The organism is Noviherbaspirillum cavernae (assembly GCF_003590875.1).
Lineage (GTDB): Bacteria > Pseudomonadota > Gammaproteobacteria > Burkholderiales > Burkholderiaceae_D > Noviherbaspirillum > Noviherbaspirillum cavernae.
Window position 1 is genome coordinate 3,044,094 of record NZ_QYUN01000002.1, and the last position, 16,501, is coordinate 3,060,594.

A 16,501-nucleotide genomic window follows, 5' to 3' on the forward strand; every position below is an offset into this window, starting at 1 on the left:
CGATCACTCCCGGCGACAGGCAGTGCCGTGTATTGATCACATCAATGCATCGGAAGGCATTTCATGAATGGGGACAGGCGCGCACGGTCGGTCAGGGAGCCGCGAGGATGTACCGCCCGGGTCGGAATGACATTGCTGAAAATTGGAATCGTGCGGGGCGCGCAAGCCGTCAAATCGGCAATGCCTCCAGATGCGGCGCGTCAATCGCATGCTGTCGCACCACTCTTGCATCCGACTCGGCGGCGAAGGCTCCGTTCACCGCAAAGCGCACGACCTCGCCGATCAGGATGATGCCGGGACTGCCCAAGCGGGCTCTCGACATGGCTTCCGGCAACTCGCCCAAGGTCGTCACCAGCTGCATTTGCGCGTCCAGCGTGGCCGAGTGGACCACCGCCGCCGGCGTGGCGGCCGATTTGCCGCCCGCCAGCAAGGCTTCCTGAATCTCGCGGCAACTGGCGATACCCATGTAGATCACCAGCGTCATGTTGAGTTTCGCGAGCTTTTTCCAATCCGGGCCGCGTTCGCCGGTCTTGCTGTAACCCGTGACGAAGATGGCGCCGTTGCTCCACTCGCGGTGCGTCAGCGGCACGCCGATCGCTGCGGGCGCGGCGAAACCGCTGCTGATGCCGTTGATCGCTTCCACGTCGATGCCCTCTTGCACCAGACACTCCAGCTCTTCGCCGCCGCGTCCGAACATGAAGGGGTCGCCGCCCTTCAGGCGCACGACGCAGTGTCCTGCGCGCGCCTCGGCGACCATCAGGCGTTCGATGAATTCCTGCGGCGTGGAGTGGCGACCGGCGCGCTTGCCGACCGGGATGATGCGCGCATCCGCGAGTGCATGCTCGAGAATCGCGGGGTTGACGAGGTCATCGACAAGAATGACGTCCGCCCTTGCGATGGCCTTTGCCGCCTTGATGGTGAGAAGTTCGGGGTCGCCCGGACCGGCGCCGACGAGAAAAACCTTACCTTGTGTCTTCATGGTGAAAATCCTGTTTGCTGCGGATGCGCCTTGCCACATGCAAACAGTGTTCCACCTGCTCTCTGATCGGTGACGGCACCGGTTGTTCACCATTCAATGCCGCCGCGATCCATTTCGCCGTCGTCGCCGCATCACTTTCAGGCGGCAGCGGCGGCGTCTCGTCCACCGGTTCCTGTTTTTGCACCAGAATGGTTCGCTCGCCTTCATGGAACCATTCGATCTGCTGCGCCCGCTTCGCGTTCGCCACCGTTTCACCTTCGGTGCCGCGCATCAGAAACGCATCGCCGCGCTCCGGTGGTGCGGCGTTCGCGAAATACTCGGTCAGCATCGCCAGGTATTCGGGATGGGTGTACGAGGTCAGGCGCAAGGCCGGGCCGGCGAACGGCTGGATCAGCTTGACCAGCGTATGGGTCGAGTTGCGCACGCCGAGGATGCGCCGCATCGTCAAGAGGCGCGCCATGCGCGGCGCCAGCGCGTCGATCGGCATGAAGACCGGTTCGCGCCGCGCGAAATGCGCCTGCGCGTCCTGCACGGAATGCGCGAATATCGAACCGAGCTGCTGCAGGATTTCCGCCGTGGTCACGCGGCCGTGATCGTGCGTGACGCCGTGGATCAGCACCGGCGCACCTGCGCGCGCCAGCAGCATGGCCAGCAGCGGCGTCAGGTTCGCCATGTTGCGCGAGCCGTTGTAGCTGGGCAGCACGATCGGCGCGTATTCAAACTGAGCAAACTGCGCGCCCTGCGACACATCCAACTTGTCGAAGGACGCTTCGGCCGCATCGAGAAAGCCGGCGATCTCGTCGACCGACTCGCCCTTGATGCGCATCGCCAGCATGATGCCGCCCATTTCCAGATCGGAAACGCGACCGTCGAGCATCGCGGCATACAGTTGATTGGCATCGTCGCGCGACATGCTGCGCGCACCTTTCTTCCCGCGGCCGATTTCCTTGATGAAGCGGGCGGCGTGGAAGGGTTCTTGTGAGTGTGTGGGTTTCATGAGGCGAAGGGTACTACGACGGACGGAGGGAATGAAAGCGAGGGCAATGCCGTCAATCATGCCCGGCGGCGAGGATTTGACCGGGCTGTCGGCCGCTTTCAACTGAATGGCAACTGAATGGCGAACCAGGGAATCGATATTGACCAAACGGCATCATCTTCGCAAGCATCGAACGGGCTACAGCCGTTTCTTCTTGATAACAACCATTAGTCAACCTATCATCCATGCGCGCCGCCCGTCCCTGCAATCTTCGAGCGTGTGTTTATTCAACCTCTTTGCATGCTCAAGCATCCATGTCCCTTCGCCCTGTTCGCCGTCTGCCCGCCACTTCGATTCGCCCTTCAATACCGGCCCTGTTTGGCCGCGCATTCTGCGCCGTGCTGCTGACAGGACTTGTTGCTTGCGGCGGCGGCAACCCAGAGACGGCCAGGCCACCCGCGCCTGTTGTGCCGCCCGCAGCGACCAGTCACACCATCAGCGGCAGCGTCAGCGGCCTGGCAGGCTCCGGCCTGATCCTGCAGAACAATGCGGGCAATGACCTGGCCGTCTCGGCGAACGGGAGTTTCAGCTTCTCCACTGCACTGGCGAGCGGCGCGAACTACGCGGTCAGCGTCAAGACGTTACCGACTGGTCCGACGCAGACCTGCACGGTCAACAATGGCAGCGGCACCGTGGCCGGTGCCAATGTCAGCAACATCGCCATCGTCTGTTCGACCAACAGCTATGCCGTCGGCGGCACGGTCAGCGGCCTGAATAGTTCAGGACTCGTGCTGCAGAACAATGCCGGCAACGACTTGGCCATCTCGGCCAACGGCGGCTTCACGTTCACCACACGTGTTGCCAGCGGCGCGAACTATGCAGTCACGGTCAAGACCCAGCCGCGCCTTCTATCGCAGACCTGCACGGTCAACAGCGGCAACGGCACGATCACCGCAGGCGATGTCGTCAGCGTCACGGTGAATTGCGTTACGCCGACGCCGCGTTTTGCCTATGTCGCGAACATGAATAGCGCCAGTATCTCGATCTACACCATCGACGCGACGACCGGCGCACTCAGCCTCATCGGCACGGTTTTTAACGGGACACCTCCCAGCTCCATCGCCGTCGATCCCAGCGGCAAGTTCGTCTATGTGGCGAACATCAACACGAACAGTATCTCGGCCAGGACCATCGATCCCGCCACCGGAGCCTTGACGCCGATCGGATCGCTTGTCACCGGGGGAACCGCCCCTCGCTCCGTGACGGTCGATCCCGGCGGCAAATTCGTCTACGTGGCGAATCAAGGTTCCAGCAATGTCTCGGCCTTCAGCATCGATGCCGCGACTGGCGCCCTCACCGCTGCAGGTCTGTTCCCCACCGGATCGGGCCCGATTTCCGTCACGGTCGCCCCCAGCGGAAAATTCCTGTACACGGCGAACGCCAACACCAACACGGTTTCGGCCTTCACCATCGATACCGCCACCGGTGGCCTCAGCGCTGCCACAGCGATCATCACCCAGGCGGGCCCTTCCGCCGTCGCCGTCGATCCCAGCGGCAAGTTCGCATATACGGCCAATACCAGCGGCACTGCCACGAGCTACGCCATCAATGCCGCGACCGGCGCCCTTGCCGTCGTCGGATTCCACAGCCCCGGGGGCTCCCCAATCTCGGCCAGCGTCGACCCCAGCGGCAAGTTCGCCTATGTGGTGAATCGCAGCCCCGACTCCGTCTCGGCCTACACCATCGATGCCGCTACCGGTGCGCTCGCTTTCACCGGGACGATCGGCTTCGGGGCAGGCACGGGCCCGCGCTTCATCACGGTCGACCCCAGCGGCAGGTTCGCCTACATCGCGAATGAAAACATCAACACGATCGGGCGCTTCGCCATCAATCCCGTCACCGGCGCGTTGACCCCCGTCGGGGTAACTGCTTCCGGAGGCAGTCCCGTCTCCATCGCCATCGTGGGACAGTAACGCAGGGAACAAACACGCGCCTCGGTAAGCGGCAGATTGCCCTGACCCGCCATCGGGGCACGAGACGACAATGCGTTTTCGCCGGGGGAATGCTCCTCGTCCTACGCCGCCGTCTTCGCCGCCACGCTCCGCATCAAAATCATTTTCTTCACCTCCGGCACGCACGATCCGCAGTTCGTGCCGCATTTCAGCTTTTCCTGCAGCGACGTCAGCACCGCGTCGGGCGCCCCATGCTGCGCCCAGCCCTGCTGCAACAGAACGTCGTCGATCTCGCTCTCGGCCACATTGAAGCAATTGCAGACGATGCGTCCGCGCGCCTTGAATCCCTGCGGCGCCTTGGTAGATGGCATCAAGAGCAGCCGGCCCAATGCGGCAACCGGCTGTTCGCCTTCCAGGTATTCCTTCAGCCAGTGCTCGGCGGATGTATCTCCCGCCAGCGAGACAGCCGCCAGCTTGCCGTCGCGCACGAGAATGTGCCGCGCATTGCCGCGCCTGGCATCGTCATAGCGCAGCACATCCTTGCCCGCAATGCCGAATCTTTCTTCGATCTCTTTCACCAGTTCCGGCGCAGCTGGATAGTCGTCCGCCGCGCGAAACAGCACGCCCATCCGGTCGCGCCCGAACAGCGTGCAGGAGGCATAGGCGAATTGCCGCATGGTTGGCCGCAGCGCCGCCTGCAAGCTCAGCACCTGCGATGCTTCTATCCAGCCGAACACGAGGAAGCGCCACGGCAGTTCCGCCTTCAGAACCTTGACCGCGGCATGCTTCAATTCCGGCTGCTTCGAACTCGGGTCGAGCGCCGGTGAGGTCAGCGCATTGACACCGCAGGTGCCGCTGCCCTCGTGTCCGCGTCCCGACACATATTCCTCGCCCCAGTGCATGCCGATGAAGGCCTGGCCGGCGCGCATGTCGTCGCTGGCGATGGCCGGCAGAATCTGCGAGCCGCGCCGGCTGGTCACGTGCACCAGATCGCCGTTGCGAATCGCGCGCCGCTCCATGTCGGTCTGCGACAGCGCCACTGACGGTTCCGAGGCATGCGCGAACAATTGCGCCACCGTGCCGCTGCGGCTCATGCCGTGCCATTGGTCGCGCAGACGGCCGGTCGTCAGACGGAAGGGATAACGCGCATCGACCGGCTCGGCCACCGGCTGGTACACGGTGTTGACGAACTTCGCGCGGCCGCTCGCGGTCGGGAAGATGCCGTCCTCGTACAAACGCTTCCTGCCCGCCGTCGCCCCTTCGGGGAAAGGCCATTGCTGCGGCCCCTGCTCTTCCAGAATCGCATAGGACAAACCCGTGATGTCGAGGTCGCGGCCGCGCGTTGTTTCGCGATGCTCGTTCCAGATTTCCTCCACCGTGGCATAGGGAAAAATCGTGGCGGCATTCTCCATCGCGATTTCCAGCCGGCGCGCGAATTCGACCGCGATCTCCCAGTCGTGCCGCGCCTCGCCCGGTTTGGACAGGGCCGGCTTGAAGCGCGTGATGCGGCGCTCGGAATTGGTGACGGTGCCCTCCTTCTCGCTCCACGTGGTCGCCGGCAGCAGCACATCGGCATAGTCCACCGTCGCGGTGGTCTTGTAGGCTTCCTGCACGATCACCAGTTCGGCGTGCTTCAGGGCTTCGCGCACCAGTTTCTGGTCGGGCAAGGACTGCGCGGGATTGGTGCAGGCGATCCAGACGATCTTGATGTCGCCGGCACGGATCGCCTCGAACATTTCGACCGCGGTCTTGCCGGGCTTCGACGGCACCTCGTCCACTCCCCACAGGCGGGCCACTTCGGCGCGATGTTCAGGATTGCCCATGTCGCGGTGCGCGGACAGCAGATTGGCAAGCCCGCCGACTTCGCGCCCGCCCATCGCGTTCGGTTGTCCGGTCAGCGAAAACGGGCCCGCGCCGGGCTTGCCGATCTGATGCGTGGCCAGATGCAGATTGATGAGCGCGGCATTCTTCGCCGTGCCCGATGCCGACTGGTTCAGGCCCTGGCAATACAGCGACAGCGATGCCTTCGATGCGCCGAACCAGCGCGCCGCCGTCAGCAAGTCGTCTTCGCTGATGCCGCAGGTGTCGGCGACATACTTCGGCGTGTAATCGCGCACCGTGCGCTTGAGTTCGGCAAAGCCCTCGGTGTGCGCCTCGATATACGCGACGTCGATCAGGTCTTCCCACAGGCAGATATGCAGCATGCCATTGAACAGCGCGACATCGGTGCCGGGCAGGATGGGCAGGAACAGGTCCGCCTCGCGCGCGGTGTCGGTGCGGCGCGGATCGGCGACGATCACCTTCAGGTCCGGATTGTTTTTGCGTGCATCCTCGATGCGGCGATACAGGATCGGATGCGCGTATGCGGTGTTGGAGCCGGCGATGAAGATCACGTCTGCATGATCGATGTCTTCGTAGCAGGCCGGCGGCGCATCCGCGCCCAGGGTCTGCTTGTAGCCGGCGACCGCACTCGACATGCACAGGCGCGAATTGGTATCGATGTTGTTGGTGCCGATCAAGCCCTTGGCCAGCTTGTTGAAGACGTAGTAATCCTCGGTCAGCAACTGGCCGGAAATGTAGAAGGCCACGCTGTCCGGTCCGTACAGGCTGATGGTTTCTGCGAAGCGCTGCACCAGATGATCCATCACGGCATCCCACGATGCGCGTTCGCGCCTGCCATCCCGCATCAGACGCATTTCAGGAAAGAGCGCCCGCGCCTGCTGCTGCAATACCGGATCAGCCGTCAGGTGCAGGGTGCTGCCCTTGGTGCAAAGCCGCCCGAAGTTGGCAGGATGCTCGGGATCGCCACGCACGCCGACCACCTGCGCGCCGTCGGTCTGGACGATGACGCCGCAGCCGACGCCGCAGTAACAGCACGTTGCCTTTGCTTCGCGCGCTTCGCTCATGCGGCCTTCACCTCGCGCGCGGGCAGGTTCAACTCATTGACGTCAAGATAGACCCGACCGTCCTCCACTTTCACGCTGAACTTCTGCGTGCAGCCCTCGTCGGGTTCGGCGGCGCAGCCGGTGTCGAGCGCGATGTTCCAGTTGTGCAGCGGGCAGGCCACGCGCTCACCGAACACGATCCCCTGCGACAGCGGCCCGCCCTTGTGCGGGCAGCGATCCAGCAGCGCGAATACCTTGTCTTCGCTGTTGCGGAAAATCGCCACGTCGGGTTGCACTGCCCGCTTGACGACCCGGGCGCCAAGCACGGGAATGTCTGCGACGCTGCAGACGGGTTTCCATTGTTGTGACATGAGGAAGGCCTTTTAATTGGAGTTTGTGAAATTTCGGTACGGAGAATGTAGGGCGGGTCCCACCCGCCACGCATGCGCCGAATGGCGGGTGGGACCCGCCCTACGACTACTATGCGGATAGCGGCTCGAACTGCCGTACATCCACCAGCGCCTTGTCCTTCTCGTGCCACGGATCGGGTTCGCCATCGAGCGAGAACAGCAGGCGCTCGTACAAAGCCTTGCGGTTCCCGGCATCCTCCAGCACCTTGGCCTTGACATGATCGAGGCCGACGCGCGCGATGTAATGCACGGTGCGCTCGAGATACCAGCCTTCCTCGCGATACAGCTGCAGGAACGCGCCGGAATACTCCAGCACCTCTTCATGCGTCTTCAGCTTGACGAAGAAATGCGCGACTTCCGTCTTGATGCCGCCGTTGCCGCCGACATAGATTTCCCAGCCGGAATCGACGCCGATCACACCGACGTCCTTGATGCCGGATTCGGCGCAGTTGCGCGGGCAGCCGGACACGGCGATCTTCACCTTGTGCGGCGCGTACATGCGCCACAGCGCACGTTCAAGCTGCTGTCCCATCAAGGTCGAATCCTGCGTGCCGAAGCGGCACCATTCGGAACCAACGCAGGTCTTCACGGTGCGCAGCGCCTTCGCATAGGCATGGCCGCAGGGCATATCGAGGTCTTTCCACACACCGGGCAGGTCTTCCTTCTTCACGCCGAGCAAGTCGATGCGCTGGCCACCGGTGACCTTCACCGTGGGGATCTGGTACTTGTCGACCACATCGGCGATGCGACGCAGTTCCGACGCATTGGTTTCGCCGCCCCACATGCGCGGGATCACCGAGTAGGTGCCGTCCTTCTGGATATTGGCGTGGGCGCGTTCGTTGATGAAGCGCGATTGCGGATCGTCCTTCGCCTCGTGCGGCCAGGTCGAGATCAGGTAGTAGTTGAGCGCGGGGCGGCAGCTTGAACAACCATTCGGCGTGCGCCATTCCATGAAGTGCATCGTGTCGGCGATGGTCAGCAACTTGTGCACCTTGATCGCGTCGCGCACTTCCTGATGCGAATGGTCGGTGCAGCCGCACAGCGGCTTGACCTTGTTCGCCGTCGAATAGTCGCCGCCGGCGGTGAAGCTGATGATCTGTTCGACGAGGCCGGTGCAGGACCCGCATGATGCCGATGCCTTGGTGTGCTTGCGCACGTCTTCCAGCGTGAACAAGCCCTTTTCCTTGATCGCCTTGACGATCGTTCCCTTGCACACGCCGTTGCAGCCGCACACTTCGGCGGTGTCGGGCATGGCGGCAGCCTTGGTGAATCCTTCGTGGCCGACATCGCCGGGACGGCCGGTGTTGGACTCGCCGAACATCAGGGTGTCGCGGATTTCGCCGATGTCCTTGCCCTCGCGCAGCAGGCTGAAATACCAGCTGCCGTCCACCGTGTCGCCGTACAGGCAGGCGCCGACCAGCTTGTCATCCTTGATCACCAGTTTCTTGTACACGCCGCCGATGGGGTCGGACAGCACGATTTCCTCCGTCCCTTCGCCGCCCATGAATTCGCCGGCGGAGAACAGGTCGATGCCGGTCACTTTCAGCTTGGTCGAAGTGACCGAGCCCTGATAGCGGCCGATGCCGAAATTGCCGAGATGATTCGCGCACACCTTCGCCATGTCGAACAGGGGCGCGACGAGGCCGTAGGCGGTGCCGCGATGGTTGACGCATTCGCCGACCGCATAGACGCGCGGATCGTAGGTCTGCATCGTGTCGTTGACGACGATGCCACGGTTGCAATACAGGCCGGACGATTCCGCCAGCGTGGTGTTGGGGCGGATGCCGACCGCCATCACGACCAGCTGCGCCGGCACTTCGAGGCCGTCGGTGAAGCGGATCGCCTTGACGCGTCCATTTTCATCGCCGACCAGTTCCTTCGTGTTCTTGTCGAGCAGGAATTTGAGGCCGCGATCTTCCAGCGATTTCTGCAGCATCTTGCCGGCGACCGGATCGAGCTGGCGTTCCATCAGCCATTGCGGCAGATGCACCACGGTGACGTCCATGCCGCGCAGCTTCAATCCGTTGGCGGCTTCCAATCCCAGCAGGCCGCCGCCGATCACGATCGCATGCTTGTGCATCTGCGCCGCCTCGATCATGGCATTGGTGTCGTGGATATCGCGGTAGGAAATGACGCCCTGCAAATCCTTTCCCGGCACCGGCAGCATGAAGGGATTGGAGCCGGTCGCCAGCAAGAGGCGATCGTACTCGGCGATCGTGCCATCTTCCGCGATCACGATGCGCCTTGCGCGGTCGATCTGCGTGATCTTCTTGCCCAGATGAAGCGTGATGTTGTTGTCCGCGTACCAGTCGACATCGTTCAGCATGATGTCCTTGATGGTCTGCTCGCCGGCCAGCACGGGCGACAGCAGGATGCGGTTGTAGTTGGCGTGCGGCTCGGCGCCGAACACGGTGATGTCGTAGATGTCGGGCGCGATCTTGAGCAGTTCTTCGAGCGTGCGCACACCGGCCATGCCATTGCCGACCATGACTAATTTCAGCTTCTTCATTAAAGCTCCTTCTGATTCGGCTTCGCCGTTAAAGCCATTTAGATGTATTTCAGAAGGTCACTATGCAAAAGCAGTGCCAGCGTCTTTAGCCATCGAAGCGTCACGCAAAGCGGGTTTTGCACATTGATCGTGCAGACAGCATGCCGATTTGGTGCGCCGTGCGAGATTGGGGAGAAAGCGTATTCTCGCAAAGTGACTCGAACTCATCTCCTGGATAGGTCATTCCCGGGAGGGCGGGAATCGCGTTTCGCGACGATGTGGGAAACGGCACTGCCCCGCTTGCAACGCGCGTTTGAACTGGCAAGTGCAAACTGTTTCGCCGCGCGAATCTGTATGGGAACTCATGCTGTCGTTTTGCCACTTATCAGCGATGGATATCCACCCTCGCCTTGAATCGAAGCAGAAAACGATGACCACAATACCTTCCCGGCAATCCACAGCGCATGTCCAACCGGAGCCTACCGCTGCTCTTCCTGTGCCCGCCGTCATTGCCAACAATGCATTCAATGCTTCGCCGCACGAACCGACGACATCGTCGACCCATCGCCCCGGTGCCGGGAGCGGCATGCGACAACAACTGTTCGAGGCATGGCCGCAGTCATCTTCGGTTTCGTCATCACAAGGCGCGGGGCGAACGGAATTGGACATTCGACAGCACAGCAAACTGCTTGACAGCACTTTCAGAACCATTGATGCGCACATGAAGCAGCATCCCTGGAAGAGCACCTCGCATCGGCAAAACGCCGCCTTCCTGGTTTCATTGAATGAAGTGTGCAAGCAAAGGAATCTCGGCATTAATCCCGCCATCGATGCGCATGTCGATTTCGCCAGGTTGCTAAAGGACGCGGCAAACGCATGTTCGGACTACACGAGTAAGCTTGCCGTCCCCTGTGCCAACGAGACATTCACAATTCTTTACGATGAGTTGAATGACAATCCACATCTGCAGCACATAGCGCCCTTGAACAGGGCGCGCTTGTCGATTGATCCTTGTCGCATTGATGCGGTGGAAAAATCTCTACAAGGGTCTGGAATTGAAACGAAAGGCAATCCTCTGCTGGCTTTTCTTTTTGACGACGAAACACGCTATCAATACAACATGAAGAGTGCCTGGAAAATGGCGATGGAGGATGTGCACGAACCTGTTGACTGCGACTGGTTGATTCGATTGCATGACCTTGCGATTGGAAAGGCGTCGGACGGTCCATTGGAGTTCCGCTCCACCGATGATCCACCTGCGGCAGGCTTCGGTTTGGACAAGAGCGTCGGCAACCTGAGTGACAAGGGCGAGCAGGAAGTAAGAGAATATTTGGAAGAAGGCAAACAATTTCATCAGAAAGCCAACGCCGACATTGCTCATGGATGGGGCCTGGACGGCACCTCCGCGTTCTTCAGTTACACGACAAAACCCGCCGACCTGCGCACCGTCGCGGACGGAAGGCTAAAGAAATACCATGACCGCATCGCTCTGATCGGTAGCAGCGATGACACCCTGAGCGTGGACAAACGGATATATGCGGCAATCGACCTATGCCAGAAACTGGAACGCTTGCATCCGTTCATGGATGGGAACTGCCGCACTTTCGGCATTCTTCTGTTGAACAGGCTGCTCGTCCAGCAAGGACAAAATCTCACGATGCTGGACAATCCGAACAAGCTGGATGGCTACGCGCGAGGGGAGATATTCGACCTGGTCAAGCAAGGTCAGCAATGGATCAAAAACGGCTTTCCCGATGAACGGCCGGCAATTGCCTCGAACGATGACTTGATAAGGGAACTGGAGGATTCCTTGCGGCCCGCATCCCGGTCCGCCCCCTCTTTCGAAGAATCCTATACATTCAGCTGGTAGTTGATTTGACGGCGTGACGATCTGTGTTTTCCATTGATCAGCCGGAAGGATAAGCGTCACCTTCGGCAATGATCATGTCCCGTGCGCGATCGATCTTCATGATCTTCTTGTCGTGTGAAACGCGCTGTCGTTCTTCCCATTCTCTGCATGCCAACCGGCATCGTTGATGCCTGATGTTGTCACGGATCTGCTCCGTGAGACACAAACCCCTTTTTCTGATTCGGCATCATCTCGCATCAACTTCAAGCGCATTTCGCACCCCGACGGTGCGGCCGTCGTTTGCCTTTCGCGCAACGCACGCAAACGAGACGGAAACATGCGTGGGCATGGCACTTGCATAGTGCGGCATCACGATTTCTCTGGTGCGAAAGCCGATATGCAAAAGACATCCTTCTGGAAGGCGGGCCATACGCCAACCCTGCTCGCTTCATTCTTCTACTTCGACCTGAGCTTCATGGTGTGGGTGATCCTCGGCCCGCTGGCCGTGCAGATTTCGAATGACATCGGTCTCACGCCTTCGCAAAAAGGCCTGATGGTGGCGACGCCCTTGCTGGCTGGCGCGCTGCTGCGCATCGTGATGGGGGTGCTGGTCGATCACCTGAAGCCGAAGAAGGCCGGCCTCATCGGGCAGCTGATCGTGATCGCAGGATTGCTGTGGGCCTGGCTCGGGCAACTGGACAGCTATGCGGACATGCTGATGCTCGGTGCCATCCTCGGCGTGGCCGGTGCGGCGTTCGCGGTCGCGCTGCCGCTGGCCTCGCGCTGGTATCCGCCGGAGCATCAAGGCACGGCGCTCGGCATCGCCGGCGCGGGCAACTCGGGCACCGCGATTGCTGCGCTGTTTGCGCCGTCGATGGCGCTCGCGTTCGGCTGGCAGAGCGTGTTCGGCTGGTGCCTGATCCCGCTCGGAGTCGCGCTGGCGGTCTATCTCGTCTTCGCGAAGGATGCGCCGTCCGCGCCGCCGCCGAAAGCCCTGATCGAATACCTGCACATCCTGAAGGACAAGGATGCCTGGTGGTTCATGTTCTTCTACAGCGTCACCTTCGGCGGTTTCTCGGGGCTGGCGTCGTCGCTCACGATTTACTTCAACAGCCAGTACGGCATGTCGCCGGTCACGGCCGGCTACTTCACGGCGGCCTGCGTGTTCGCCGGGTCGCTGGTGCGTCCGCTCGGCGGCCGCATCGCCGACCGCATCGGCGGCATCCGCACGCTGTCGATGATGTACGTGCTGGCGGCGAGTTTCCTGTTCATCGCCAGCGTCGGTTTGACGCATGCCGAGGCAGCGGTCATCGTGTTCGTGCTGGCCATGCTGGCGCTCGGCGTCGGCAACGGCGCGGTGTTCCAGCTGGTACCGCAGCGATTCCGCAAGGAGATTGGCGTGATGACCGGACTGGTCGGGATGGCGGGCGGGATCGGCGGCTTCTATCTCGCATCCAGCCTCGGCTATTCCAGGCAGCTGACCGGCAGCTACCAGCTCGGCCTGACCGTGTTCGCTTCGCTCGCGGTGATCGCGCTGCTCGGCCTGTCGTTCGTGAAGAGTCGCTGGCGCACCACCTGGGGTAGCGCCGCGATGACATCGGCAAAAATCTGATGCGGATAGAATGATTCGTGCGACGCCCTGCACGGCAGCGAAAGCCGGCATTGCGCGCCAATTCCCTCAGATGAGCAAGCCCACTCACCGAACCATGCCCCTGTCGGTCGCCATCGGTCACGCAACGCATGCCGGCCCTCGCCCGCGCAACGAGGACTTCGTCGGCATGGTCACTCCCGGCGAACCGGAATTGTCGAGCAAGGGCTTGCTGGCGGCGATTGCCGACGGCGTCTCCGGCAACGACGGCGGACGCGAGGCGGCGGAATATGCCGTGCGCGGATTGCTCGCGGATTACTATGCGACGCCGGACACCTGGCCGGTCACGCAGGCGCTCGACCGCGTGATCAAGGCCATCAACAGCTGGGTGCAGAGCCAGGGCGCGGTGCGCAAGGAACTGGCCGGCATGGCGACCACCCTCACCGCCGTGGTATTGCGCGGCAGCTTCTATTATTTCTCGCACGTCGGCGACACGCGCCTGTACCTGCTGCGCGACGGCACGCTGACGCGCCTCACCACCGACCATGTGTGGGACAGACCGGAGATGCAGCATGTGCTGACGCGTGCGATCGGCCTCGATTCCCGTCTTGCGATCGATCACGGCATGGGCGAGCTGCGCGAGCGCGACATCTTTCTGCTGGCATCCGACGGCGTGTGGTCCTGCATGAGCGAGTACGACATCGCGCATCAATTGACGCAACTGGCGCAGGGCAGCATCGACGCGGTCGCCACCTCCGACGCTCTGGTCGGCGCGGCGCTGGGCGCCGGCTCGACCGACAACAGCAGCGCGCTGGTATTGCGGGTCGATGCACTGCCGCAAGAGAACTTGCGCGATGCGCTGTCGGGCTCGCGGCAACTGCCGGTGCCGCCCCGGCTCAAGGCCGGGCAGACGATCGATGCTTACGAGGTCGAAGAGCTGATCCATGCGACGCAGGCAACGCTGTTGTATCGCGTCGTCGATCCGAAGTCGCGCCGCCAGCTGGTATTGAAGACCCTGCATCCGGATCGCGCGAACGATGCGCAGGAGCGCTCGGCATTCGCGCATGAAGAGTGGCTGGCCAAACGCGTCGTCGCGCGCTTCTTTCCGCAAGTGATCGTGCCGGAACAGAAGAACTACCTGTACTACCTGAGCACCTGGCATGCGGGACGGACGCTGCAGCAAATGCTCGACACGGGCGCGCACTTCACCGCCCCCGATGCCGTCGCGCACGGCATCAAGTTGGCACGCGCACTCGGCGCCCTGCATCGGCGCAGCATCATCCATCGCGATATCAAGCCGGCCAATGTGCACCTCGGCGACGACGGCGAATTGCGCGTGCTCGACCTCGGCGTGGCGCAATCGGGGCTGGAAGCCGAGAGTGAAGCCAATGCGCCGCAAGCCGGCACGCCCTCGTTCCTCGCCCCCGAACAATTCGACAACGCGCCGGCGTCACGCCAGACCGACCTGTACAGCGCCGGCGTCACGCTGTATTACCTGCTGACGCGGCACTACCCCTACGGCGAGATCGAGCCGTTCCAGCACCCGCGTTTCGGCGAGCCGGTGCCACCGACGCGCTACCGGCCCGATATACCCTTGTGGCTGGAGAATGTGTTGCTGAAAGCGATCGCGCGCGATCCGACCGACCGCTTCGAGACGGCCGAGGAATTGCTGCTGGCGCTGGAATGGGGTGCGGCGCGGCCGCTGGCCGCGCCGTCCGTCAAGCCGCTGGCGCAGCGCGATCCGCTGCTGCTGTGGCGAGCGGTGGCGATTGTGTCGGTGGTGGTGAATCTGTTGCTGCTGTATTTGATTGCAATGCGGTAACTGAAGGCGCACGTCCCCCTTTCGGCTACAGCATCGCCGTTTCAAATTTCATCGCCACTTACATCCGATTACATCCGATGCGCGCACCGCATCCGCGTCGTGTCTTCCATCAGATCAAGGAACTGCTCGGTTCGCATGTGGATCAATTCCTCATGGTCGCCGGCCTCGAAATACACGTCCGGCTGCAGCGCCAGGCTTTCATCCAGATAAGTCTGCATGCCGTACGCCATGGTGACCGGCGGCACCGCGCCGAATTCGCAATCCTTGAACAATTCACGCACTTCGCTCTCGGTCGCCAGCGCGAACTGGCGGCCTGTCATTTCCCGCAATTCGGACAGGCGCAGATGATGCGTCGACGGCAACACTGCCGCCACGTAGCCGCTCTCATCTCCCAGCACGACGGTCTTGGCGAGGCGATCGCCGGGAATGTGCGCCGCTTCCGCAGTGCTCATGCTGTTGAAGCTGTGCGGATGCTGCAGAACCTCGTATTCGGTGCCCTTGCTGCGCAGGCAATCTTCCAGAACAGGTGACATGGACATGATCATCCTCCTACAAACCCGGTGTGTGTTTTCACTATAGTTTGCGATTCGCCAAGTGTGAAGGCTGTCACGGCTGATGGCCATCGTTGTCCATCGACAAGTTGAATGCATGCAAAAAGAAAAGCGGCGAAGACCGTCGTCTCCGCCGCTCTTCCTGTCTCGGTTCGCTTGCTATGCCGCGTCTTTCAGACCCGCCGGATGCGACTGCCGGTGATAGAGAAACTCCAGCACCGCGCCGCGATACTGGATATACAGCGGATCCTGCGCCAATGCGACGCGATCGCGCGGACGCGGCAGTTCGACCTGCAGGATGTCGCCGATGGTCGCCGCCGGGCCGTTGGTCATCATCACGATGCGGTCCGACAGCAGCACCGCCTCATCCACATCATGCGTGACCATCACGACGGTGGAACCGGTCTTGGCAACGATCTTCAGCAACTCGTCCTGCAGGTGGGCGCGGGTCAATGCATCGAGCGCGCCGAACGGCTCGTCCATCAGCAGGACTTTCGGCTCCATCGACAAGGCGCGCGCGATGCCCACGCGCTGCTTCATGCCGCCGGAAATCTCGTGTGGCCGCTTCTGCTCGGCATGGCTCAGTCCGACCAGCGCCAGCGCGGCCTTGGTGCGGGCCTTCAGGTGCATCTTCGTTTCGCTCGCGCCGAACACGCGCTCGACGGCGAGGTACACGTTCTCGAAGCAGGTCAGCCACGGCAGCAGCGAGTGATTCTGGAACACGACCGCGCGTTCCGGCGACGGCCCGGCGATCTCGCGATTGGCGCAGATCATCGTGCCGCTGCTGGCATCCAGCAGGCCGGCGATCAGGTTGAGCAAGGTCGATTTGCCGCAGCCGGAATGGCCGATCAGCGTGATGAACTCGCCTTTCTTCACCGACAGGTTGACATCGGTTAATGCGTGAAACGCGCCCTTCCGCGTGGGGAAGAGCATTTCCACGTTGGCGATGTCAATGAACTTGCTGTTTTCCATGATTTCTCTCCACTTTGCCCTCCCTTTCA

General features: G+C 61.9%; 11 protein-coding genes. 4 read left to right on the forward strand and 7 right to left on the reverse strand.

Annotated features, from left to right (window positions below; genetic code table 11):
* Positions 1–169 precede the first annotated feature (169 nt).
* Positions 170–979 carry a uroporphyrinogen-III C-methyltransferase gene (gene cobA / locus D3870_RS14235; RefSeq protein ID WP_119740082.1) on the reverse strand — a complete coding sequence of 270 codons (810 nt, stop codon included), beginning with the start codon at positions 977–979 and terminating at the stop codon, positions 170–172.
* Positions 963–1,976: a DNA-binding protein YbiB gene (ybiB, locus tag D3870_RS14240; RefSeq protein ID WP_119740084.1), complete on the reverse strand. Its 1,014-nt coding sequence runs from the start codon at positions 1,974–1,976 to the stop codon at positions 963–965. Before ybiB ends, cobA begins: the two co-directional genes overlap by 17 nt.
* Positions 1,977–2,269: 293 nt before the next feature.
* Between ybiB and D3870_RS14245 the strand changes: the two genes are divergently transcribed.
* Entirely contained in the window at positions 2,270–3,928 is a 1,659-nt protein-coding gene (locus tag D3870_RS14245; RefSeq protein WP_158590472.1) for a lactonase family protein, read from the forward strand.
* Between the two features lie 101 nt (positions 3,929–4,029).
* Here the strand turns inward: D3870_RS14245 and D3870_RS14250 are convergent, their stop codons facing one another.
* From D3870_RS14250 to nirB, 3 genes are all read right to left on the reverse strand, one after another.
* Positions 4,030–6,813 carry a nitrate reductase gene (locus D3870_RS14250; RefSeq protein WP_119740088.1) on the reverse strand — a complete coding sequence of 928 codons (2,784 nt, stop codon included), beginning with the start codon at positions 6,811–6,813 and terminating at the stop codon, positions 4,030–4,032.
* Positions 6,810–7,163: a nitrite reductase small subunit NirD gene (nirD, locus tag D3870_RS14255; RefSeq protein ID WP_119740090.1), complete on the reverse strand. Its 354-nt coding sequence runs from the start codon at positions 7,161–7,163 to the stop codon at positions 6,810–6,812. Before nirD ends, D3870_RS14250 begins: the two co-directional genes overlap by 4 nt.
* Positions 7,164–7,272: 109 nt before the next feature.
* Positions 7,273–9,711 (reverse strand): nitrite reductase large subunit NirB, encoded by a 2,439-nt coding sequence (nirB, locus tag D3870_RS14260; RefSeq protein ID WP_119740092.1) that lies wholly within the window; start codon positions 9,709–9,711, stop codon positions 7,273–7,275.
* A 292-nt stretch (positions 9,712–10,003) separates the two neighbouring features.
* Between nirB and D3870_RS14265 the strand changes: the two genes are divergently transcribed.
* The 3 genes from D3870_RS14265 to D3870_RS14275 all read left to right on the forward strand — a co-directional run bounded on the left by D3870_RS14265 (position 10,004) and on the right by D3870_RS14275 (position 14,949).
* The gene (locus tag D3870_RS14265; RefSeq protein ID WP_147375803.1) at positions 10,004–11,560 is read left to right on the forward strand and encodes a Fic family protein; all 1,557 of its coding nucleotides are present in this window, start codon (positions 10,004–10,006) and stop codon (positions 11,558–11,560) included.
* A gap of 376 nt (positions 11,561–11,936) precedes the next feature.
* Positions 11,937–13,151: a nitrate/nitrite transporter gene (locus tag D3870_RS14270; protein ID WP_119740096.1), complete on the forward strand. Its 1,215-nt coding sequence runs from the start codon at positions 11,937–11,939 to the stop codon at positions 13,149–13,151.
* Positions 13,152–13,221: 70 nt separating this feature from the next.
* Complete coding sequence (locus D3870_RS14275) at positions 13,222–14,949, forward strand: bifunctional protein-serine/threonine kinase/phosphatase (RefSeq protein ID WP_199710658.1); 1,728 nt, start codon at positions 13,222–13,224, stop codon at positions 14,947–14,949.
* Between the two features lie 68 nt (positions 14,950–15,017).
* Here the strand turns inward: D3870_RS14275 and D3870_RS14280 are convergent, their stop codons facing one another.
* Positions 15,018–15,488, reverse strand: a complete 471-nt coding sequence (locus D3870_RS14280; RefSeq protein ID WP_119742140.1) for an aminoacyl-tRNA deacylase — start codon at positions 15,486–15,488, stop codon at positions 15,018–15,020.
* 171 nt (positions 15,489–15,659) lie between these two features.
* On the reverse strand, positions 15,660–16,472 hold the full coding sequence (locus D3870_RS14285; RefSeq protein ID WP_119740098.1) for an ABC transporter ATP-binding protein: 813 nt from the start codon (positions 16,470–16,472) through the stop codon (positions 15,660–15,662).
* Positions 16,473–16,501 lie beyond the last annotated feature (29 nt).